The sequence below is a fragment of the Pseudomonas sp. FP2309 genome, from assembly GCF_030687575.1.
Lineage (GTDB): Bacteria > Pseudomonadota > Gammaproteobacteria > Pseudomonadales > Pseudomonadaceae > Aquipseudomonas.
The window spans coordinates 2,388,776-2,410,186 of sequence record NZ_CP117439.1 but is presented as its reverse complement, the minus strand read 5'-3'; the positions used below and the strand labels follow the sequence as shown (position 1 = coordinate 2,410,186).

19 protein-coding genes are annotated in these 21,411 nt (G+C 62.4%); 6 read left to right on the top strand and 13 right to left on the bottom strand.

The features are described 5' to 3' along the window. Positions 1-6 precede the first annotated feature (6 nt). The 6 genes from PSH59_RS10990 to PSH59_RS10965 are packed head-to-tail and all read right to left on the bottom strand — an operon-like array spanning position 7 to position 6,910. Positions 7-558, bottom strand: a complete 552-nt coding sequence (locus tag PSH59_RS10990) for a putative colanic acid biosynthesis acetyltransferase (protein ID WP_248082777.1) — start codon at positions 556-558, stop codon at positions 7-9. Beyond that, positions 555-1,718 (bottom strand): polysaccharide pyruvyl transferase family protein, encoded by a 1,164-nt coding sequence (locus tag PSH59_RS10985; protein WP_248082779.1) that lies wholly within the window; start codon positions 1,716-1,718, stop codon positions 555-557. The genes PSH59_RS10990 and PSH59_RS10985 overlap by 4 nt, the downstream gene beginning before the upstream one ends. After that, positions 1,715-2,893: an O-antigen ligase family protein gene (locus PSH59_RS10980; RefSeq protein ID WP_248082781.1), complete on the bottom strand. Its 1,179-nt coding sequence runs from the start codon at positions 2,891-2,893 to the stop codon at positions 1,715-1,717. The genes PSH59_RS10985 and PSH59_RS10980 overlap by 4 nt, the downstream gene beginning before the upstream one ends. Then, complete coding sequence (locus tag PSH59_RS10975; protein WP_248082783.1) at positions 2,890-4,185, bottom strand: lipopolysaccharide biosynthesis protein; 1,296 nt, start codon at positions 4,183-4,185, stop codon at positions 2,890-2,892. The genes PSH59_RS10980 and PSH59_RS10975 overlap by 4 nt, the downstream gene beginning before the upstream one ends. A gap of 23 nt (positions 4,186-4,208) precedes the next feature. Beyond that, positions 4,209-6,428 (bottom strand): polysaccharide biosynthesis tyrosine autokinase, encoded by a 2,220-nt coding sequence (locus PSH59_RS10970; protein ID WP_248082785.1) that lies wholly within the window; start codon positions 6,426-6,428, stop codon positions 4,209-4,211. Between the two features lie 41 nt (positions 6,429-6,469). Further along, a complete protein-coding gene (locus PSH59_RS10965; protein WP_248082787.1) occupies positions 6,470-6,910 on the bottom strand; it encodes a low molecular weight protein-tyrosine-phosphatase in 441 nt (146 codons plus the stop codon). A 230-nt stretch (positions 6,911-7,140) separates the two neighbouring features. On the opposite strand from PSH59_RS10965, the gene PSH59_RS10960 reads away from it, so the two are divergent. After that, positions 7,141-7,449, top strand: coding sequence for a phosphomannomutase (locus tag PSH59_RS10960; RefSeq protein WP_305395036.1), 309 nt, complete (start codon positions 7,141-7,143; stop codon positions 7,447-7,449). Between the two features lie 5 nt (positions 7,450-7,454). Here PSH59_RS10960 and PSH59_RS10955 read toward each other — a convergent pair whose 3' ends face one another. From PSH59_RS10955 to PSH59_RS10930, 6 genes are all read right to left on the bottom strand, one after another. Continuing rightward, positions 7,455-8,156 (bottom strand): hypothetical protein, encoded by a 702-nt coding sequence (locus tag PSH59_RS10955; protein WP_305395035.1) that lies wholly within the window; start codon positions 8,154-8,156, stop codon positions 7,455-7,457. Positions 8,157-8,203: 47 nt separating this feature from the next. Continuing rightward, a complete protein-coding gene (locus PSH59_RS10950) occupies positions 8,204-9,085 on the bottom strand; it encodes a LysR family transcriptional regulator (protein WP_248082798.1) in 882 nt (293 codons plus the stop codon). A 121-nt stretch (positions 9,086-9,206) separates the two neighbouring features. Beyond that, positions 9,207-9,824, bottom strand: a complete 618-nt coding sequence (ycaC, locus tag PSH59_RS10945; RefSeq protein ID WP_305395034.1) for an isochorismate family cysteine hydrolase YcaC — start codon at positions 9,822-9,824, stop codon at positions 9,207-9,209. A gap of 21 nt (positions 9,825-9,845) precedes the next feature. Further along, positions 9,846-11,684, bottom strand: a complete 1,839-nt coding sequence (locus PSH59_RS10940) for an amidohydrolase (protein ID WP_305395033.1) — start codon at positions 11,682-11,684, stop codon at positions 9,846-9,848. Then, entirely contained in the window at positions 11,681-12,271 is a 591-nt protein-coding gene (locus PSH59_RS10935; RefSeq protein ID WP_305395032.1) for an antibiotic biosynthesis monooxygenase, read from the bottom strand. Before PSH59_RS10935 ends, PSH59_RS10940 begins: the two co-directional genes overlap by 4 nt. A gap of 105 nt (positions 12,272-12,376) precedes the next feature. Beyond that, positions 12,377-12,847 (bottom strand): Lrp/AsnC family transcriptional regulator, encoded by a 471-nt coding sequence (locus PSH59_RS10930; protein WP_248082803.1) that lies wholly within the window; start codon positions 12,845-12,847, stop codon positions 12,377-12,379. Between the two features lie 123 nt (positions 12,848-12,970). Here PSH59_RS10930 and PSH59_RS10925 point away from each other — a divergent pair, with 123 nt between their 5' ends. Beyond that, positions 12,971-14,215 (top strand): methionine gamma-lyase, encoded by a 1,245-nt coding sequence (locus tag PSH59_RS10925; protein WP_305395031.1) that lies wholly within the window; start codon positions 12,971-12,973, stop codon positions 14,213-14,215. 34 nt (positions 14,216-14,249) lie between these two features. Here the strand turns inward: PSH59_RS10925 and PSH59_RS10920 are convergent, their stop codons facing one another. After that, positions 14,250-15,872 carry a PvdJ/PvdD/PvdP-like protein gene (locus tag PSH59_RS10920; RefSeq protein WP_305395030.1) on the bottom strand — a complete coding sequence of 541 codons (1,623 nt, stop codon included), beginning with the start codon at positions 15,870-15,872 and terminating at the stop codon, positions 14,250-14,252. Positions 15,873-16,014: 142 nt separating this feature from the next. Between PSH59_RS10920 and pvdM the strand changes: the two genes are divergently transcribed. The 4 genes from pvdM (at position 16,015) to PSH59_RS10900 (ending at position 21,396) form a co-directional block, all read left to right on the top strand. Further along, positions 16,015-17,364 (top strand): pyoverdine-tailoring dipeptidase-like protein PvdM, encoded by a 1,350-nt coding sequence (gene pvdM, locus PSH59_RS10915; protein WP_305395029.1) that lies wholly within the window; start codon positions 16,015-16,017, stop codon positions 17,362-17,364. Between the two features lie 18 nt (positions 17,365-17,382). Continuing rightward, the gene (locus PSH59_RS10910) at positions 17,383-18,651 is read left to right on the top strand and encodes an aminotransferase class V-fold PLP-dependent enzyme (RefSeq protein WP_305395028.1); all 1,269 of its coding nucleotides are present in this window, start codon (positions 17,383-17,385) and stop codon (positions 18,649-18,651) included. Between the two features lie 32 nt (positions 18,652-18,683). After that, the gene (locus tag PSH59_RS10905) at positions 18,684-19,562 is read left to right on the top strand and encodes a formylglycine-generating enzyme family protein (protein ID WP_248082817.1); all 879 of its coding nucleotides are present in this window, start codon (positions 18,684-18,686) and stop codon (positions 19,560-19,562) included. A gap of 178 nt (positions 19,563-19,740) precedes the next feature. Next, on the top strand, positions 19,741-21,396 hold the full coding sequence (locus PSH59_RS10900; RefSeq protein ID WP_305395027.1) for a cyclic peptide export ABC transporter: 1,656 nt from the start codon (positions 19,741-19,743) through the stop codon (positions 21,394-21,396). The last annotated feature ends 15 nt before the right edge of the window (positions 21,397-21,411 follow it).

The window sequence follows — 21,411 nt, the reverse complement described above, 5'->3', positions numbered from 1 at the left end:
CCTTTTTCATAGTGCGATGTCTCTCGGTTTGAGGGGGCGGCACGGCGCACCGACGCAAATCATCCAGGCCGGTAGGTCGGCCGTGACCACCGACCGCGCGCCCACCACACAGCCTTCTTCCAGCACACAGCCTGGGTGAATGAACGCTTCGGCGGCGACCCATACGTGGTCCTTGATCACGATCTCTCGCGTCACCAGTGGCCGCAGCAGGCTGCGAGTGTCATGGGTGCCGGTGCAAAGGAAACTGCGTTGGCTGATGGTAACTTTGGAGCCCAGGGTGATCCGCGCCATGGCGTATACATCGACCCCTTCGGCGATGGCGGTGTAATCCCCGATCTCCAGGTTCCACGGCGCCCAGATGCTGCACGTGGGCGCAATCCGGCAGCCCACGCCGACCTTGGCGCCAAAGCAGCGCAGCAGCAGACGCCGCCAGCCATGCAGCGTCCAGCGCGGTGTGGGGCGAAACAGCAGGCGGTAGACGAGGCCCCACACCAGACGCCGGGCCTTGTCGCTGCGGGGCAAGGTATCGACGTACTTGAGTTGCGCAAACTCGCTCATGGCTCGATCGCCGCCAGTTGTTCCAACAGGTAGCGTTCGCCCACCTGTTGCAAGGCCTGGCGCCGGGCGCGCACGGCGACCCAATCGATAGGCACCGCGATCAGGCGTTGCACCTGGCCTGCGTCGTCCGCCGGCAGGAAGCGTTGAGACAACTGCAGTTTCTCCAGCAAGTTGCGCACCCGCGCATTCAGCGACGCCTTGGTGCCCGGCAGGCCCACGGCGATAAATGGCTTCTCGAAAATGATTGCAAATACCGTGGCATGGAAGGAATTGGTCACCACGTAGGCGCTTTCCTTGAGTAACTTGAGCCAGTCCTGGGGGCCCACCTGCACGGTCTCACCGATCTGCCGCCAGCGCCGGTGCGCGTTGTACGGCGAGACAATCGGCCCGGCCACATGGCTGGACAACGCCTGCGCCACTTCTCGCACGCCCACACCGGTACGCAGCGCATAGCAGAACACATGACCGCTGCGGGTCTGGGTGGCGGTGGCCAGCAGCGCCGAATAATCGCGGTGCAACAGCGTCGGGTCGGGCACACACTCGGCGGCCAACCCGGCGACCTGCTGCACGATGGCCACCCCGCTCTCCTCGCGCACGCTGATCGCCGACAGTTGCTTGAGCAGGCCCTCTGCTTTGGCGTGGTATTCGGGCTCCAGGTATTCCTTGCCGAAACTGGCCGCGTAGGAGATACGGCGAGTCGCTTTATCACAGTCAAACGCCAGAAAGTACGCGGGGTCCAGGCCGGTCTGGCCCGAGGGGTTCCAGATCTGGTCGCTGCCCGCCACCAGCAGTTGCTGGCCGGCAACCGCGCGGTTGAGTTGCTCGACGGTAGCGTAGCGCGGCGTCTGGATATTCAGAAAGCGCGCCTTGAACGCCTGGAACTGTCGCGACTGCGCATTGGGCCCAAGCACCTGGGTTTTCAGCGCTAGGGCCTTGAGGTACAGCGCCTTGAGGTTGGCCTTGAACTGGCGCGGATTAAACACCTGACGCAGCTCGCTACCATCCTCCACATAGGTTGGGTGGTAGTTGATCAGGCTCACCTGCAAACCCTGCTGCTGCAGCCAACGCTGCAACGCATAGGCTTGCAGCACGGCACCGAAGTTCTCGCTGAAATGGTACGTCAGTATCCCGGCTCTGACGGGGTGTGAAGATGCGTTCATGAACCAGCCTGCCTCAATAAGAAATGGGGAGTGGGTAAGGTCTGGCGAACCGGCGCTGCCTGATTAAGCAGGCCGATGATCATTGACCACACCAGCAAATAACTGCCATCGAAGGTGGTGAAGAATTGGTAACTGGTCTTGAACGAAAAAATCAGCAGAATCGCCACCACCGCCAGCGACACGGGGGTGCGCGGCAAAGCGCTGAACAGCAGGCCAAACAGCACTACACCGACCACCCCCAGTTTGGCGGTCACGCCCCAGTAACCGTTCTCGATGTCGAACTTGGAATTCTCGAACCAGCGCTCGTCATTGGTCGGCACGCCGGGGGTCAATTGCTTGGCCAAGCCATTGCCGAGGAACACCGTGGCCGGGCTGTCGAGGAACGACTCCCTGGCATGGGCGATCTCGAAGGCACGGGTCACGTCTTCGCCCTTTTCCTCGAACAGGTAGGTGGCAAAGCGCGAAACCGCCAGGGGGCTGGCATAGAACGTCAGCGTGCCGAGCGCGCCGATGGCAACCACCAGCACCGCCAGGGATTTGAGTTTGCGCTGGGTGATCGCCGACAACAGGATCATCACCGCCATGGCCGCCAGAATAGTCTTGGAACCAGCCGCCAGCAGCGTGACCGCGAGAATCAGCATCAAACCGATCCTGCGTTGGCAGCAGGCATAGAAAAACAACAGGACCGCCGAACTGGTGGGGAACAGCATGATGCGTCCCACCTCGTCGCTGGACTTGGAGGCGGCGTTGGTCAAGTCGATGCCCACCCCGTACAAGCTGACCTGCAACAACTGGCCGAGGGCAAAGAGGTAAATGATCCGCTCGATGATCTGCCGATAGCGCAGGCTATGGGCGCGGGCGATTTTCGCCACATTGGCCTGCACATAGGCGTAGCCGGCCAACAGCAGCACAAAATAGAAAAACGGAATACCGGAGCGTAGAAATTGATACAGGGATATTTTCGCACCGCTGCTCACCAGCACCTGCAATACGCTGGAGGCCACCACCAACGCCAGCAAGGGTAACGCGCGCGTAACCCCACGGCCCGCGTACACCACGAACGGCAGCAACAGCAGCAGGGCCAATGGCTGCGACAGGTTGTTGCTCAGCGCCAATGGCAAGGCAAAAAAGCTCAGTGGCAAGTAAAGAGTCAGCCGCGCTTGGGACAGCATCATGGGTGCACCTCAGTGCCGCGCATCAGCCGCAGGTAAACCAGCACCACCAACTCCGGCAACGCCAGTAACAATGAGGCGCCCAGCACCGGATCAATGCGCTCCTTGCCCGCCAGCCACAGCAGCAACGCGGCCAGGCTGCTCAAGGCATAGATCACCGAGGTGCGGGTGTGGCGGTTGGTGGAAATCAGCACAGCCGCGAGGATGAACCACGCCACGTTGAGGATGGTGTGAGCACCGATCAGCGCCAGCGACACGCGGTCGACCTGCACCAGGCCGTGGCTCCACAGCGTAATTATCTGCGGTCCGGCCGCGATACCTGCGGCATACACCAGCACGCACAGGCCCAGCACCTTCGAGCTGGCGCGCTGGGTAAAGCGTCGCGCCTCGTCGAACTGCCCACGCCCGGCCAGCCGCGAAATCTCCGGCGTGAGTGCGTTGCTGCAGGTGATACCCAACTGAATGATCAGGCGCATCAGGGTACGCGCCATGGTGTAGCCCACCACCACCGCAGGGCCAGCGATCTGGTTGAGCACTTGCAGCCCGCCCTGCAGAGTGATGGCCTGTGCCAGGGGGATCGCCGCACTGCCCACCGCCGGTTTCCAGATGCCGCGAAACTCCGCCCATGACGCCGACGCCAAACCCAGCAACGGCCAGGGCGAAATGCGCCGAACAAACACAGTGACCAGCAGCAGAAACAGCATTTGACTGTAGAACATGCCCTGGGCCAATTGCAGTTCGGAGCCGCCAAGCAGCAGCACGCCGATGGACAGCACAATGTCCAGGGTTCTGCGGTTGGCCATTATAAAAACGCCGCCGACGGTCCTGTCGATGGTGCGAAACCATGCCTCGATCGGCCCGCCCAGCAGGCGTGTACACAGGTAGCCGGACATAAACAGCACGACCAGGCTGGCGTGTTCCGGCGCCAGGGTCTTGAGCCCCAGCAGCGCCACCCAGTCGAGCCACTGGCCGAGGGTCAGGGCAAACAGTACGACCAATGCGACCACCGCCAGGGTGAACGCCAATGCGGTCTGCACACTGCGCCGCGCACCGGGCACATCACCCTGGCTGGCGCGCAGCGTGGCGTTGGTGGCTGACGCCTGGGCCACCCCCAGGTCAAGCAGGCTGAGCATCGACGGAATCCCGGTCAGCACCAGCCAATCGGCATAGCGCCCGGTGCCCCAGGCGTGCAGGAAAAACGGCACCAGCACCAGTTGCGCCGCCAGCGTCACCAATTGGGTGTAGCCGTAGCTGAGCACGTTGAGGCGAAAACGCCGCGACAAGGAACGGGGCATCTCAAGCACCTTGTTCACCCTCATCAAGCCTTGTCGGACTGGTAGGCGTAGCTGTAATAGCCGTAGTCGCCATAGCCGTAGCTGGCGGAACGGCGCTTTTCCACGCCATTGAAGATTGCGCCCTTGAGTTCGATACCGTTCTGATGGAAGCGGCGCAGGGTCAGCTCGATTTCCTTCGCCGAGTTCACCCCGAACCGCGTCACCAACAGACTGGTCCCGGCCTGGCGCCCGATAATCGCGGCGTCGGTCACCGCCAGCAATGGCGGCGTGTCGATGATTACCAAGTCGTAATGCTCGCTGACCTGCGCCAGCAATGCGGCAAAATTGGGGTGCATCAGCAGTTCCGACGGGTTGGGCGGAATCTGCCCGCGACCGATGAAATCGAAACGCTCCACAGTGGTCGGGTGAATCGCCTCGTGCACATCACAGCGCTTGACCAGCAGGTCCGACAACCCCACCTCCACCGCTTGGCCAAGCATTTTGTGCAAGTAGCCTTTGCGCATGTCGGCATCGATCAACAGCACCCGCTGGCCCGACTGCGCAACGATGGCGGCAAGGTTGGCCGAAACAAAGGTCTTGCCCACTTCGGGGCTGGGGCCGGTGATCATCAAACGGTTGTTTTTGGCCTCGAGCATGGCGAAGTGCAAGCTGGTGCGCAGGCTGCGCATGGCCTCCATCACCAAGTCATGGGGGTGGTTGACCGCCAGCAACCTCGCAGCGCCAGAGCGGTGTTTGAGGGCATTGGCCTCCTCCGCCTTTTGCAGCAGGCTGAAGGGAATCGACGCGTATACCGGCAGCCCGAGTTTCTCGATATCGTCCGGGCTTTCCATGCCCCGATTGAGCAGGCTGCGCACCAGCACCAGGCCCACCGAAAGCATGCCGCCCAGCAGCATCGCCAGCAGCACCACAATCGCTTTGCGCGGCGCCACCGGTTTGCTGAGATTGGCGTCGGCGCTGTCGATCAGGCGCACGTTGCCCACAGTGCCCGCGCGCATCACGTCCAGCTCCTGGGAGCGGTTGAGTAACTGCGTATAGATCTCGGTGCCCACCTGCACGTCGCGGGTCAGGCTGAGCAATTCCTGTTGAGTACTGGGCAAACCTTCGACCCGCCGGGTCATTTGCGCCTGCTTGGCGTTGAGCTCAGCGAGCTTGGCGAGCAGGGCGCGGTACGCCGGGTGCTGGGGGGTGAACTTACGGTCCATCTCGGCCTGTTGCAGCTTGAGTTCGGAGATGCCTGTGTCCAGGGCCACCACCTGGTCGAGCACTGCTTTGGCCTCCAGGCTGATGTCAATGGATTTGCTGCGGGTCTGAAAGCGGTTCAAGGCGTTTTCGGCCTTCTCCAGGTCGCGGCGCACCTGGGGCAACTGGTCATTAAGGAACGACAGGCTCTGCGCCGCCTCGGCCGAAGTGCGGTCGACGTTCTGCTTCACGTAGAGGTTGGAAATCTCATTGAGCGTGCGAATGGCCAGAGCCGGGCGCGTGCTCTCCAGAGACAGGCTGATGATTCCGGACTCCTTGCCGCGCTCAATCACGGTCAGCAGGTCCTGATAATCAGCCACCGCATCCAGGCGCGGCTTGCGCACAATCTTGAAATGCGCACCGGGGTTGGCCCGCAGTTCTTTGATCAGCACCTCCACGCCGGCGCCAGAAAACACCTCGCCGACACTACCCGCGGCGATCTCCCGGCCGTCCTCATCAAACAAGCGGTAGGTCTGTGCCTCACCGGCCACCAGCATCAGGTCTGTTCCGAGCAGCGCGGCCGGCAGGTTCAATGTACTCAGTGCCAGACGCTCGCCCCCCGCCGACCAGCGGCTGAAGCCGAACAACGGCGGCGCGATACCGCCATCGTGTTCCGGCACATAACGCCGCGCCAGGAAGCCACCGATCAGCGGAAAGCGCTGGGGGGTGATAGTTAGATCCAGTGCCAGTGTGTCAACGGTCTTGCCGATAATCGTGCGCGACTTGATCAACTCGATCTCGGTCACCGCCGGCGACTCCTTGCCGAGCAGGCTGCTGACGTCGGAGAAGCCGAGCATGTCGTTCTTCTTCGGCTCCACCTGGATCAACGCGTTCGCCTGATACACCGGTGCCGCCAGGATCGCGTAAGCCGCGCCAATCACCATACAGGTGCCTGTAACCCCGGCGATCAGCCATTTGTGATCGATCAGGGTACCGAGCATGCCGAGCACGTCGATCTCGTCACGGTGGGGACTGTCCGGAGCAGCGTTCTGGGGTGAATACATAAATCGCGTCTTCGTCCTTGCAATCGTTTAAAGAGGGAACTTCAGCGCGCCAGACGCTGGGCCCAGGCCTGCACCGCCTGTTCGATCAACGCATAGGTCTGCACAAAGGCCGGCTTGCCCTGGCGATAGGGGTCGGTGATTTCGCGGTCGTGCTGCCACTTACCCAGCAGGAACACCTTGCCCCGTGCCTCGGGGGCGAGGTCGAGCACGCCGTCGATATGCCGCTGCTCCATCACCAGGATCAGGTCGGCTTCGCTCACTGCCTCGGCGCTGAGTTGCCGTGCCCTGTGCCCCTGGGGCACATGCCCGTGCTCGTGCAGCACCTGCCCGGCCGTGGATTCCAGCGGCTGATCACGCAAGGCCGCCAAACCCGCCGAACGCACAGCGATCCCGGAGGACGCCAGCGCGGCACGCAATAACTGTTCTGCCATAGGGCTGCGGCAGATATTGCCAATGCACACAATCAATATGTTTTTGAACAAGGCAACCTCCCACGCACCGCACACTTATTCTTCGGCAAAAGGGATGACCTTATTTAAATACCAACAACTAACGACGGGACAATTATGCTCACAGCCCTTAAACATCGACCATCTATCGCGCAAGACAAAAAATAACAACCCGTGCAGTACCCGACTAAAAATAACATTCGAGTACTTTTCCCCCTTCGCATAATAAAGTGCCGCCTGAGTGCAATAACAAGGGAACGGCCATGAACACGTCAAAGTTATTGATAGAGCGTATTGGCCTCTTTCCTTCTTCGGGAAATATTCATGTCGAGGTGAGCAACTCGAGCCGTGTCGTGGAGCACATGCAGGTGCTGTACGCCGACAATTCCCTGGACAGCAATGAGAGCGGCGCCGGCCTGTCGATGGTCTTTGCCGACTGGCGTTTCAAGCTGAAGGTCAGTGATGCGCTGTCGGTGTGCCTGTGCGTGGAGAGCCGTGGCGACAGCCAGTTCATGCAGGTCAAGACCGCCGAGTTGCTGGCCAATATTGGTCGAACGCAGGGGCGGTCATGAGCGTGTCAGGGGGTTGCGGCGCTGCCATGGGAGGTTTCCAGGCGCCAGGCAGGTGCCTGATGGGCCGTCTCGGCGCCTGAAAGGCCCAGGGCAACGCGGTTGAGCAACAGCTCGGCGTTGTATTTGGGCACCAGCGCACAGACCAGCAAAAATACCAGCCCAGCGCCCATGAACGCGGGAGACACCTTGATGTTCGCCGCGTCGATGCGCCACAGAAAGGCAAGCGCTGCCACCGTCCCCAGTGCGGCACCGGCCAGGGCTTCATTCAGCGGATGTATATAAGGCGCGACACAATAAGCGCTGAACCCGACGCTGATCAGCGACCCCACTGACGCCGCCGGCCAGCGCCACGCTAAATTGAACTGGCGCACTGCCAGACTGCTGGCCACCGTCACCATTAAACAGGTGTTCATGGCATGCCCGCTTATGACCGCAATATCTGCGTATTGAAACGACACACCCCAGCCTTTGAACAGCAACTTGCTGGCCGCCACTATCGAATACGTAACCCCGATCGTGATAACCCAGGCTCGAAGTGCCCACGGCGTGGAATACCATAACCAGACAGCAATCATCACGGCGGCCGGAATCATCACGGTAATACCGCCATATTGCGCAAGTTCTGCCCGCATGAATGCCCAACCTTCGAGGTGCTGTTTTCGGCGCTCATCAGACCTCAGCCCCGCGCAGAAAACAACGTTATCCAAGGTCAGCCTTGACAGCCACGACGCTGGACGGGCAACCGTCAGACCAGTCAGCAGCCGCTAGCCAGGCGTTCGCGCAAAAACTCCACCAAGGCCTGCACCGGCCGTGAACTTTGCCGATGCTGGGGGTACACCGCCGACAGGGTCAGCGCCTCTGGCGCGAAATCATCGAGCAGCGTGACCAGGCGACCGTCCTTCAGCGCGTCGCCCACGATGAAGGTCGGCAGGTAGGTGACCCCCAGGCCGGCAATGGCGGTGTCGCGCAGCAGTTCGCCGTTGTTGACGCGCATACGGCCGCTGACGTTCAACGCTTGCAACTTGCCCTTGAAACGCCATTGCACCTGGCGCCCATGCCCGTAAGGCAGGCAGTCGTGTTCGGCGAGGTCTTCGGGTTTGAGCGGCGTGCCTCGCGCGGCCAGGTAGTCGGGGCTGGCGCAATACACACGTTCGACGCTGGCGATGCGTCGGGCAATGAGGGTGGAGTCTTCCAGAGTGCCGATGCGCAGCACCAGGTCGTAGCCCTCGCCGATCAGATCCACCGGACGGTCGCTGAGGTCGACTTCCACCGACACCTGGGGATGGCGCTGCAGGAACAGCGGCAACAGGCACCCCAGGTGCGCCATGGCGAACGACAAAGGCGCGCTGAGGCGGATGGTGCCGCGCGGTTCGCTGTTTTGGCCGGCGATGCCCTGTTCCACTTGCTCGACTTCACCGAGCAGGCGCAAGGCGGACTCGTAATAACTCTGCCCCAGGGGCGTGACGTCCAGGCGTCGCGTGGAGCGGTTGAGCAGGCGCACGCCGAGGCGGTCTTCCAGTTGGATCAGGCGGCGGCTGACAAATTGCTTGGACAGGCCCAGTTGCTCGGCGGCGGCGGTGAAGCTGCCGGACTCCATGACCTGGCAGAACAGGCGCATGTCTTCGAAGGGGTTCATTGTCGCTTCTCGGTGGACGATAGCGTGTTTTATAACCGGACGGTCGCAACACCACAAATCTAAAATGTGGGAAGGAGCTTGCCCCCCTCCCACACAGGGTTACCTGCAGGTTGAGAGCAGGTTATTTGCCGGTGAACGCCGAGTAGCTGTTCATCAGGTTGCGGTAGTTGGGAATGCGCGGCGACAGCAGGTTGGCCAGGCCTTCCATATCATTGCGCCAGTCGACCTGCAGCTCGCAGGCCACCGAGAACCAGTTCACCAGTTGCGCGCCGGCGGCGGTCATGCGTGCCCAGGCGGCCTGTTGCACGGTTTCGTTGAAGGTGCCCGAGGCGTCGGTGACCACGAACACTTCAAAGCCTTCGCTGAGGGCGCACAGGGTCGGGAACGCGACGCACACGTCCGTCACCACACCGGCAATGATGATCTGCTTGCGGCCGGTCGCCTTGACGGCCTTGACGAAGTCTTCGTTGTCCCACGCGTTGATCTGGCCTGGGCGCGGGATGTACGGCGCGTCCGGGAACAGCTCTTTGAGCTCGGGCACCAAAGGACCGTTGGGGCCGCTTTCAAAGCTGGTGGTGAGGATGGTCGGCAGGTTGAAGAACTTGGCCACGTCGGCCAGGGCCAACACGTTGTTCTTGAACTCGTTGGGGGAGAAATCCTGGACCAGAGAGATCAGGCCAGTCTGGTGATCGACCAACAGGACGACCGCATCGTCTTTGTTCAAGCGTTTGTACGTCATGGGTTAACTCCTTTGGGGGTTTTAAAAGGCAAAGCACGAGCAGCCGAACGCGCCCCAGAAACCCTGGAAGTCGCTGACCGGCACGCTGCAAAGGCGCGCTTTCTCATGGCTATGGGAATGCACGCCACAGGGGCCACTGCAGTGGTGAACCTGAGCCTGCATCGGCGAGCTCGGACGCCAGTGGCCCGGCACCTTGACCACCGGTGACCAGTCCGGCAAAACCGGCACCCGCGGTGGCGCGTAATCGTCGAAGTCGCCGGCGCCGTACACCACCTTGCCGCCGACCACGGTCAGCACCGACTCGATCCACTTGATGGCCTCTTCATCGACGCTGAAAAAATCCGCCGACAGCGCGGCGAGGTCAGCCAATTGGCCGACCTTGATCTGGCCCTTCTTGCCCTGCTCCGACGAGAACCACGCGCTGCCGTGGGTGAACAACTCCAGCGCGGTGAGGCGCGGCAACCCTTCGGCATGCAGCTCCAGACCGCCGACGGTGCGGCCGCTGACCATCCAGTACAACGAGGTCCACGGGTTGTAGCTCGACACCCGCGTGGCGTCGGTGCCCGCCCCCACCGGCACGCCTTCGGCGAGCATGCGCTTGATCGGTGGCGTGGCTTCGGCGGCCTTGGCGCCGTAACGCTCAACAAAGTACTCGCCCTGGAACGCCATGCGATCCTGGATCGCGATACCGCCGCCCAGGGCACGCACGCGCTCGATGTTGTGCGGCGTGATCGTCTCGGCGTGGTCGAAGAACCACGGCAGGCCGTTGAACGGAATGTCGCGGTTGACCTTCTCGAACACGTCGAGCATGCGCGAAATGGATTCGTTGTACGTGGCGTGCAGGCGGAACGGCCAGCGCTGCTCCACCAGGTGGCGCACCACCGGTTCCAGCTCCTGCTCCATGGTCAACGGCAGGTCCGGACGCGGCTCCAGGAAGTCTTCGAAATCCGCCGCCGAGAACACCAGCATCTCGCCGGCGCCGTTGTGACGCAGGTAGTCATCGCCCTGATGCAGGGTGACGCTGCCGGTCCAGTTTTTGAAGTCGCTGAGTTCTTCCTTGGGCTTTTGGGTGAACAGGTTGTAGGCGATACGCACCGTCAACTGTTCTTCCCTGGCCAGTTGCTCGATCACCGCGTAGTCATCGGGGTAATTCTGGAAACCACCGCCGGCGTCGATGGCGCTGGTCAGGCCCAGGCGATTGAGTTCGCGCATGAACTGACGGGTCGAGTTGACCTGGTACTCCAACGGCAGTTTCGGGCCCTTGGCCAGGGTCGAATACAGAATCATCGCGTTGGGCCGCGCCACCAGCATGCCGGTGGGGTTGCCGTGACTGTCGCGCACAATCTCGCCGCCCGGCGGATTCGGCGTGTCCTTGGTGTAACCGGCCACGCGCAGGGCGGCACGGTTGAGCAAGGCGCGGTCATACAGGTGCAGCACGAACACCGGCGTGTCCGGGGCGGCCTGATTGAGTTCCTCCAGGGTCGGCATGCGCTTTTCGGCGAACTGGAATTCGTTCCAGCCGCCGACCACGCGCACCCATTGCGGCGTGGGCGTGCGGTCGGCCTGGTCCTTGAGCATGCGCAGCGCATCGGCCAGAGATGGCACGCCTTCCCAGCGCAGTTCAAGGTTGTAGTTCAGCCCGCCACGGATCAGGTGCAGGTGCGAGTCGTTGAGGCCGGGGATCACCGTGCGCCCCTTCAGGTCGATGACCTGGGTGCCACTGCCCTTCAGGGCCATGGCTTGTGCGTCGGTGCCGACCGCAACGAAACGGCCCTGGTGGATGGCCACGGCGGTGGCGCGCGGGTTTTCACGGTCCACGGTGTGGAATTGGCCATTGAACAGAATCAGATCAGCGTTCATAGGGTTTCCTTTACAGAGGCTTCAAGCCAGGGAGCGAACAGGCGGGTGGCGGCCGGCATCAGCAGGTAGACCACCAGCAGGACGATGGTCAGGGTGACCAGAAAGGTCGCGACCACGTAGTTGGACAGGAAGGGATGCAAGCGCAGGACCGGGCCCCACACGATGGGCACCAACAGAGTCAGCGGCAGGATGACGAACAAGGTCACCACCGCTTGCTTCCAGCGCGGTGGCTTGGCGCTGGTCTCCAGCGCCGGGCTGAACCAGAACTCGTTGACCGCGCCGATTTCGGTGTTGTCGCCATCGGCCAGCATGGGCGCCGCTTCTGCGATCAGGCTTTTACGCTCGGGGGAATCGAGCCAGGTTTCCAAGTCGTCGGTGGAGCGGTAGCGCAGCACGCAAGTGAACAGCGCCAGGGAGTTCTGTTGACTGCGCACCACGTCCACACCCAGATGACCGGGGCGCTCGCCGGCGATGCGTACGATGCGCCGCAGCCAGGCTTCGTAATCGGCTTCCAGGCCTGGTTTGATCAGGTGTTTGACCACCAGGGTAACGACTTCGTCAGGCCCTGTTTTTGCTGCTGGGTCCATGGGGTGCCCCCTCTGCCTTGATGTGTCAGCGATGAGGGGAGTGTGGCGGGGATGGCACCGGGAAAATTGGATGTACGTGCTGTCTGGCTAAGCGCCGTGACACCCTCAAGCAGGCAGCGCAAGCACCCGCAACGGCCTCATCGACTTATAGGAAAAACTCGAATAAATCTCTTTGACGCAAGGCAACGTCTGCAACACCTCCCGCGCAAACTCGCCAAACGATTCCAGGTCTTTGGCCACCACTTCCAGCAAAAAATCGTAGCGCCCCGACACGTTGTGGCAGGCCACGATTTCCGGAATTTCCAACAAGCGCTGCTCAAACGCGCGGGCGATGTCCTGGGTGTGGCTCTCCATCATGATGCTGACAAACGCCGTGACCCCATAGCCCAGCGCCTTGGGCGACAGGATCGCCTGGTAGCCGCTGATCACGCCGCTCTCCTCCAGGTGGCGCACCCGGCGCCAGCACGGTGAAGTGGTCAGGGAGACTCGCTCGGCCAGTTCGGCCACGGTTAAACGGGCGTTGCTTTGCAGGGCGTTCAGTAACGCCTTGTCGGTACGATCCAGGATGATGGGCATGGTTTGCCTCTGTTCATTGTTATTCGGGTGTTTTCATCCCAGGACGTGGGATTTAGCGGCAACATTTGCACGAATCAGCCACGGTTATGAGCATAGCATTGTAGGAAATAAGGAGCGCCCGACATGAACACTAAACACCCTGCGTTCGGCTTTTCCACCCGTGCCATTCACCACGGTTACGACCCCCAGGACCACCACGGTGCGCTGGTGCCGCCAATCTATCTCTCGGCCACCTTTGCCTTCCCCACCGCCGAATATGGCGCCGCGTGTTTTGCCGGCGACGCCGACGGGCATTTTTATACGCGCATTTCCAACCCGACCCTGGCGCTGCTGGAAACCCGTATGGCCAGCCTGGAAAACGGTGAGGCGGCCGTGGCCTTCAGCTCCGGCATGGGTGCGATTGCCGCGACGCTCTGGACCCTGCTGCGCCCAGGCGATGAAGTGATCGTCAGCCGGACGCTCTACGGCTGTACCTTCGCCTTGCTGCACCATGGCATCGGCGAGTTCGGCGTCAAGGTGCGCCACGTTGATCTCAGCGACCTCGCCGCCGTGCAGGCCGCGCTCAGCCCCGCCACGCGCATGATCTACTGCGAAACCCCGGCCAACCCCACCCTGCAACTGGTGGATATCGCCGCCGTGGCCGCCCTCGCCCACCAACAGCCGAATGTGACGGTGGTGGTCGACAACACCTATTGCACGCCCTATCTGCAACGCCCCTTGGAACTCGGCGTCGATGTGGTGGTGCACTCGGCCACCAAATACCTCAGCGGTCATGGCGATATCACCGCCGGCGTCGCGGTCAGCAACGCAGCGCTGGCGCGGCGCATTCGTTTGCAAGGCCTCAAGGACCTGACCGGCGCGGTGATGTCGCCCCAGGATGCTGCGCTGTTGATGCGCGGCCTCAAGACCCTGGCCCTGCGCATGGACCGCCATTGCAGCAATGCCCAGGCGGTGGCTGAAGCCTTGCAAGCGCACCCGGCCGTCGCGTGGGTGACCTACCCTGGCCTGCGCAGTTTCCCCCAGTACGAACTGGCGGCCCGCCAGATGAGCCAGGCCGGCGGCATGCTCGCCTTCGAGCTCAAGGGCGGGGTCGACGCCGGGCGACGCTTCATGAATGCCCTTAAGCTGTTCACCCGCGCGGTCAGCCTGGGCGACGCCGAGTCACTGGCCCAGCACCCCGCGAGCATGACCCACTCCACTTACACCCCGGAAGAACGCGCACACCACGGCATCAGCGAAGGGTTGGTGCGGCTGTCGGTCGGCCTTGAAGACGTGGCCGACCTGCTGGCGGATGTGCAGCAGGCGCTGGCCACATGCACCCAGGCGCAGCCGAAAGTGAGGGTGAGAACGGCGCATGCGCTGAGGTGATGCGAAGGCCGCGCGAGCGGCGGCCTGACCGTGATCAGGCCTTCTTCACCTTCAAATGCCGCGCATACCAGGGCCGCTTCGGCACGCGCCTGAACAAGCCTTGCAGCGCGTCGTCATCGGCGCCAAAGGTGATGCGCAAGGCGAGTTTCATGGTCTCCGGGTCCATTTCCATGGATTTACCCATCTGCAGCCCCGGCGTGGTGCTGCAGCCGTGGGTGTCCGGACCCAGCCACGGGTCGCCGATTTCCACCCAGCGCCCCGGCGCGAACCAGGCCACACCGTTGATTTCCCGCCGCGTCACTTCGCCGGGGTGGAAGCGTTCGTGGGCGCGGAACCAGTCTTCGATGCGGTCGTCGATCCAGCCGTGGAAGTGCCAGAACACCGGGTTGACGTGGGACGAAAACGGGTCGCCAAGGAAGTCGTTCTCGGCGGCATACCAACGCGCGGCGAAGTCGGCCGGATCACGCGCCATGGGCACCGGCGCGCCGTTGGAAGGGTCGCGCGGCACCGAGGCCCAGCGCATGTGCAGCCAGTCGTGCAGACCCAGTTCCATCTGCGACCCCAACTGGCCCAAGGTGAACTGGGCCAGGTAGCGCGGGTCGCGGTATTGGGATTCCCACACCTGGAAATTGCTGTGGTAGGTCTCGGCCGCCTTGATATCGCTGACCCACTGGGTGTACTCGCTGTCGTCCGGGGCAGACCAGGTGGGGGGCAAGGCAAAGCCGTCGTGGTTGTCGAAGTAGCGCACAAAACCCAGGCGGTCGCGCTCCAGTGCCGGTTGCGGCGCGGGGAACGCCGGCCATGACGGCAAGTCCTGCATCGCACGGGCGGCGCCGAGCATGTGGCGGTGCATAAAAAAGAAGTCGATACCCGAGCCGTTACGGTCCTTGCGCTTACCGCGCGCGTCACGCTCCTGCCCGCGCGGGCCGGGTTGCCAGCCGATACCACGCAGAGCGTCGCGTTTTTCCTCGGACAACTTGTGCCACTGGTCACGGGTGGCGTGCCACAGCTGGTGAAACAAGCGGTGCTCCGGGGCGATCAGCCAGGCCAGCAGGGTCGGGTTGAGGCCAATGCGCTGGCGTGCTTCGGGAAACAGCTGTTTGTGGGCGATAAAACGGTTATCGCGCTCAGTCATCGCCAGGGGCCGATCCATGTCGACGATCTGTCCGCTGAGGGTGCCGCTGCCAGCGTTGCCAAAGTCGGCCCAGACCTCATCAAGGGTCATCTTGAACTCATAGGCAGGCACGCCATCGACCGAATCGCGATCGATCAGCCGCCAATACAGCAAAGCCCCCTCGCCCGTCAGCAGGTCACCGAGCACGCGGTAGCGCGGCTCACCCTCGGTACGCAGGTTGGCGGCGGTGTCCAGGTAGCCCCGCAGGCCACGGCCTCGGGGGGCAATATCGAGCATCAGCTCCAGGCCTTGCAGCGGCAGGCCCTTGAGGCCGGCGTCGCGACCTTCCAGGCGCAGGCTCCAGACACCGCGCAGGGTGTTGGCCAGGTGTTGGCCGGTGGTGTCGGCCAGCTCCACCGTGGCTTCGCCGGGGGTGATCGGAAACTCTTCACGCGTCAACTCGCGATGGGCATAGAAAGCAGCCGGCACCGCAGCGCCGGTCAGCGCCAGGCCTGCGATGAACCCACGTCGAGAGATGGTCATTGTCTACCTTAGGAAACGGTTTTATCAGAGCTAGAACGTTTGCAGGCCGGGGAAATTTAGCGGGCTGGCGCCAGGGTCTAAATTTCGCCGCCCATCACTCGTTCTTCCCTGATAGCGAAGGCCTCAACTGACTGAGATGGCAATGACAAAACCACGTTCGAAAAAGGCGCTGTACATCGGCCTGCCGCTGGCACTGGCCATCGCTGCCGGGGCTGGTTTCCTGGCCTGGGATTATCTGTTCAAAGGCAATGCCGGCTACCCGCTGGCGGTGATCAAACAGGCCAACGAACTGCAGGACCGCTTACTGTCGTTCGACAGCCATATCACCGTGCCCCTGGACTTCGGCACCGCCGGCAAGGAAGCCGACAAGGACGGCAGCGATCAATTCGACCTGGCCAAAGCGGCGCGCGGCCGATTGTCGGGTGCCGCGCTGACGATTTTCGGCTGGCCCGAAATCTGGAGCGGGCCCAACGCGCCGCACAGACCCACCGAAGGCTTTGTCGAGGAAGCGCGCCACGAGCAGGAAGTGCGCTACAGGATCATCTCCGGCATGGTGCGCGATTTCCCCAATCAAGTGGGCATCGCCTATACACCGGATGACTTTCGGCGCCTGCACGGCGAAGGCAAGTTTGCGATTTTTATCAGCATGCTCAATGCCTACCCACTGGGCGACGACCTGAACCAGTTGGACCTGTGGGCCGCGCGCGGCATGCGCATGTTCGGCTTCAGCTACATCGGCAATAACACCTGGTCCGACTCGTCGCGCCCGCTGCCGTTTTTCAATGACTCCCCGGATGCCCTCGACGGGCTGTCAGCGATCGGCAAGCAAGCCGTGCACCGCCTCAATGACCTGGGGGTGATCATCGATGTCTCACAGATGTCGACGAAGGCATTGGAGCAGGTTGCACAATTGAGCCGCACACCAATGGTCGCCTCGCATTCGGCGCCGCGCGCAGCGGTGGATATCCCGCGCAACCTCAGCGACAAGGAACTGCAACTGATCAAGAACAGTGGCGGCGTGGTGCAGGTGGTGGCCTTCCCGGCGTATCTACGGCCCTTGAGCCAGCCGACCCAGAACAAGCTCAACGCCCTGCGCGCGCGCTTCGACCTGCCCCCCTTGCCGAACCTGGCGATGGCGTTGATGCCGGGCGACGCGATCATCGCGGCCTGGCCCGAGCAGAAGTTCGGCCAGTATGCCGGCGAGCTGTACGGCATCCTTGATAAAGAACCCAAGGCCACCCTCAAGGATCTGGGCGACGCCATCGACTACACCGTGCGCAAGATCGGCATCGACCACGTCGGCATCGCCTCGGACTTCAATGACGGCGGCGGCATCGACGGCTGGAACAACGTCGGTGAAATACGCAACGTCACCGCCGAACTGATCCAGCGCGGCTATTCCGAGGCCGACATCGCCAAACTGTGGGGAGGCAACTTCCTGCGGGTATGGGAGCAGGTCCAACAATCCGCCAAGCCCTTGGCCAACCGCTAATCACCGGTGAAGCAAGCCATGACCGACCGCCGTACATTTCTCAAGCAGGCCGGGGTATTTGCCGCGAGCCTGCCCCTGGGCGCTGCCGCCTTTGCCCAGGCGCCGACTGCGCCATCGCAGGCGCCATGGACACGCTTCAAATCGCTGTTCAACCAAGACCCCGACTACCTGCATTTTTCCAACTTCCTGGTCACCTCCCACCCCAAACCGGTGCGTGAAGCCATCGAGCGCTATCGGCTGCAAATCGACCGCAACCCTGGGCTGGCGATGGACTGGGACCTGGAGGAAACCTGGAAACGCGAAGGCCAGGTGCGCGAATGGGCCGGGCGCTACCTCAAGGCCCAACCCGCGCAGATCGCCCTCACCGGCAGCACCTCCGAAGGCCTGGCGATGATCTACGGCGGGATCCAGGTGCGCCCGGACCAGGAAATTCTGACCACCACCCACGAGCACTACGCCACCCAATACAGCCTGGATTTTCGCGTGCGCAAAGAAGGCACCCAAGTGCGCAAGATAACGCTGTTCGAGGATGCCAACCGGGTCTCCGTCGACGAAGTGCTCGGCAACATCCAACGCAGTATCCGCCCCAACACCCGCGTACTGGGCATGACCTGGGTGCAGTCCGGCAGCGGCGTCAAGCTGCCGATAGGCGAGATCGGCAGGTTGGTGGATGAGCACAACCGTCAGCGTGACGACAAGGACCGCATCCTCTATGTGGTCGATGGCGTGCACGGCTTCGGCGTGGAAAACCTCGACTTCCCGGACATGCACTGCGACTACTTTATTGCCGGCACCCACAAGTGGATGTTCGGCCCGCGCGGCACCGGCATCGTCTGCGCGCGCTCGGCGCAGAACAATGACGTGACGCCCCTGGTGCCGACCTTCTCCGAAGACACCAACTTCGCCACCACCATGACGCCGGGCGGCTACCACGCCTTCGAGCATCGCTGGGCGGCGGATGAAGCCTTCAAACTGCACCTGCAGTTGGGCAAGGCGCAGGTGCAGGCGCGCATTCATCAGCTCAACAGCGAGCTGAAACAGCAGCTGCTGGACCACCCCAAGGTTGAGATGGTGACCCCCGCGAGCCCTGACCTGTCGGCCGGTTTTACCTTCTTCCGGATCAAGGGCCAGGACTGCGACCGGTTCGCCGCAGCCATGATGAAAAACCGCGTGGTGATCGACGCGGTCGACCGCGACGCCGGCCCGGTGATCCGTACCGCCCCCGGCCTGCTCAACAACAGCGGCGAAATCCAACGCTTTATGACCTTGCTCAGCAAACAGGTCTGACGCGCCCTTTTTCCTTTGATCGAGAGACCTGCATGAACACTGTCACTCACCTGAAACTCCTGACAGCCCTGCTTCTGACCCTCCTGTGCGGCGCGCTGTTGCCCGGCCTGGCCCACGCGGCGGCGCCCGAACCCGGCAAGGTGTTCAAGGACTGCAAGGACTGTCCGGAAATGGTCGTGCTGCCCGCCGGCACCTTCACCATGGGCACGCCGGAGGATGAAGTCGGCCGCGAGCCCGACGAGGGCCCGATGCACCCGGTGACCTTCGCCAAACCGTTCGCCATGAGCCGCTTTCACATAACGGCCGGCGAGTGGGACAGCTACCTGCGCCAGAGCGGCGTGAAGATCGCCGATGGCGATGAGCGCCCCGGCCGCGAGTGTATCGCCAGCAAGCCGCGCTACCCTCAAGCCCCCCGCCAGCCGGCGGTGTGCATGAGCATCGAGGATGCCGAAAAGTACGTCGCCTGGCTGTCGAAAAAGACCGGCCAGAAGTACCACCTGGTCAGTGAGGCCCAGCGCGAATACGCGGCCCGCGCCGGTTCGACCGGCCCGTTCCCCTTCCCGTTCGATGAGGGCAGCCAGTACAGCATCGCCAAACATGCCAACACCTACGGCCCGACCGATGGCTACAGCTACAGCTCACCCGCCGGCAGCTACCCGCCCAACGCCTTCGGCATGTACGACATGCACGGCAACGTCTATGAGTTCGTCGCCGACTGCGAGCACAAGAACTATGTCGGCGCACCCGCCGATGGCAGCGCCTGGATTGCCGACGGCGACTGCAAAGCCCGGCAGATTCGCGGCAACGACTGGGGCGAGGCGCCGGTGTTCTCGCGTTCAGGCAACCGCAACACCATCTGGGTAGAAACCCGCGGCGACTGGATCGGCTTTCGCGTCGTACGCGACCTCTGACCCCACCCACCCTCGACGGCCGCGCCGTCGGGGGTCTGTCTGACCCCTCCCCTCCCGGCTCCCGTCCTTCCCCGCGCATCGCACACTCACCGCTAAATTCAGGGGCTGCCCTTTCGTTCCATAAAGGTTCGATACCACGGACCCACCGCAAAACCCCAAACGCCGAGGAACGTTTTACATGACTGCCAAACCACGCAGCGCCTTTCGAGAAGTGCTCAGTTTGCTCAAGCCTTATTGGGTGACGCTGAGCATCTCCATTGCCCTCGGCATTCTGGGCGGTTTGTGCGTGACCGCGCTGCTGGCCACGATCAACACCACCCTGCACACCGAGGGTGGACTCAACTCCAGCATGGTGCTGGCATTCGCCGGTTTCTGCGTACTGGGCCTGGTCAGCTCGATCGTGTCCGATATCGGTACCAACTATGTCGGCCAACACGTGATCGCCCGCCTGCGCAAGGACCTGGGCGCCAAGGTGCTGTGCGCGCCGGTTGAACAGATCGAACGCTATCGGGCCCACCGTTTGATTCCGGTATTGACCCACGACGTCAACACCATCAGCGACTTCGCCTTCGACTTCGCGCCGCTGGCGATCTCGTTCACCGTGACCCTCGGCTGCCTGGGTTACCTGGCGATGCTGTCATGGGAAATGTTCCTGCTGACCACCCTCGCGATCATCATCGGCAGCGCCGTGCAGTACCTGGCGCGGCAAATGGGGATCAAGGGGTTCTTCGCGGCCCGCGAAGCCGAAGACGAACTGCAGAAGCACTACAGCGCACTGAACGCCGGCGCCAAAGAGCTGCGCATTCATCGTCCGCGACGCTTTCGCATGTTCAGCCACCGCATCGAAGGCACAGCGAACAAGATCCGAGACACCCATATCCGCTCGATCAATATTTTCGTGGTCGCCAAGACCTTGGGCTCGATGCTGTTCTTCGTGGTGATCGGCCTGGCGCTGGCCCTGCAATCGTTCTGGCCAAGCGTCGATCAGAAAGTCATGAGTGGCTTCGTGCTGGTGCTGCTGTACATGAAAGGGCCGCTGGAACACCTGATCGGCACCTTGCCGATCGTCAGTCGCGCGCAGATCGCTTTCCGACGCATTGCCGAGCTGTCGGAGCAGTTTTCCTCACCGGAACCGCATCTGCTGATCGTTGACCTGCCCCATGTGAAACAAAGCGTGCACAGCCTTGAGCTGCGCGATGTCAGCTACGCCTTCCCGGCTGTCGAGGGTTTCGAACCGTTCAAGCTCGGCCCGCTGAACTTGACGATCGAGCAAGGCGAAATCCTGTTTATCGTCGGGGAAAACGGCTGCGGCAAGACCACCATGATCAAACTGCTGCTGGGCCTCTACACGCCCCAGCATGGGCAGATCATGCTCAACGGCAAGGCCGTCGATGCCCACAGCCGTGACGATTATCGCCAACTGTTCACCACCATCTTTTCCGACTACTACCTGTTCGACGAACTGGTGCAGGGCGAGCACGGCAAACAGCTGCCGGCCGATGTCGACCAGTACCTGGAGCGCCTGGAAATCGCGCACAAGGTCAGCGTACGCGACGGCGCCTTTACCACCACAGACCTGTCGACCGGCCAGCGCAAGCGCCTGGCATTGCTCAATGCCTGGCTGGAAGAGCGCCCGGTGCTGGTGTTCGACGAATGGGCGGCCGATCAGGACCCGACCTTCCGCCGGATTTTCTACACCGAGCTGCTGCCCGACCTCAAGCGCCTGGGCAAGACCATCATCGTCATCAGCCATGACGACCGTTACTTCGATGTCGCCGACCAATTGGTCCGCCTGGAACGCGGCAAAGTGATCCAGGCCAACAGCCTGGCCTGAGCCCTGCGCACCGCC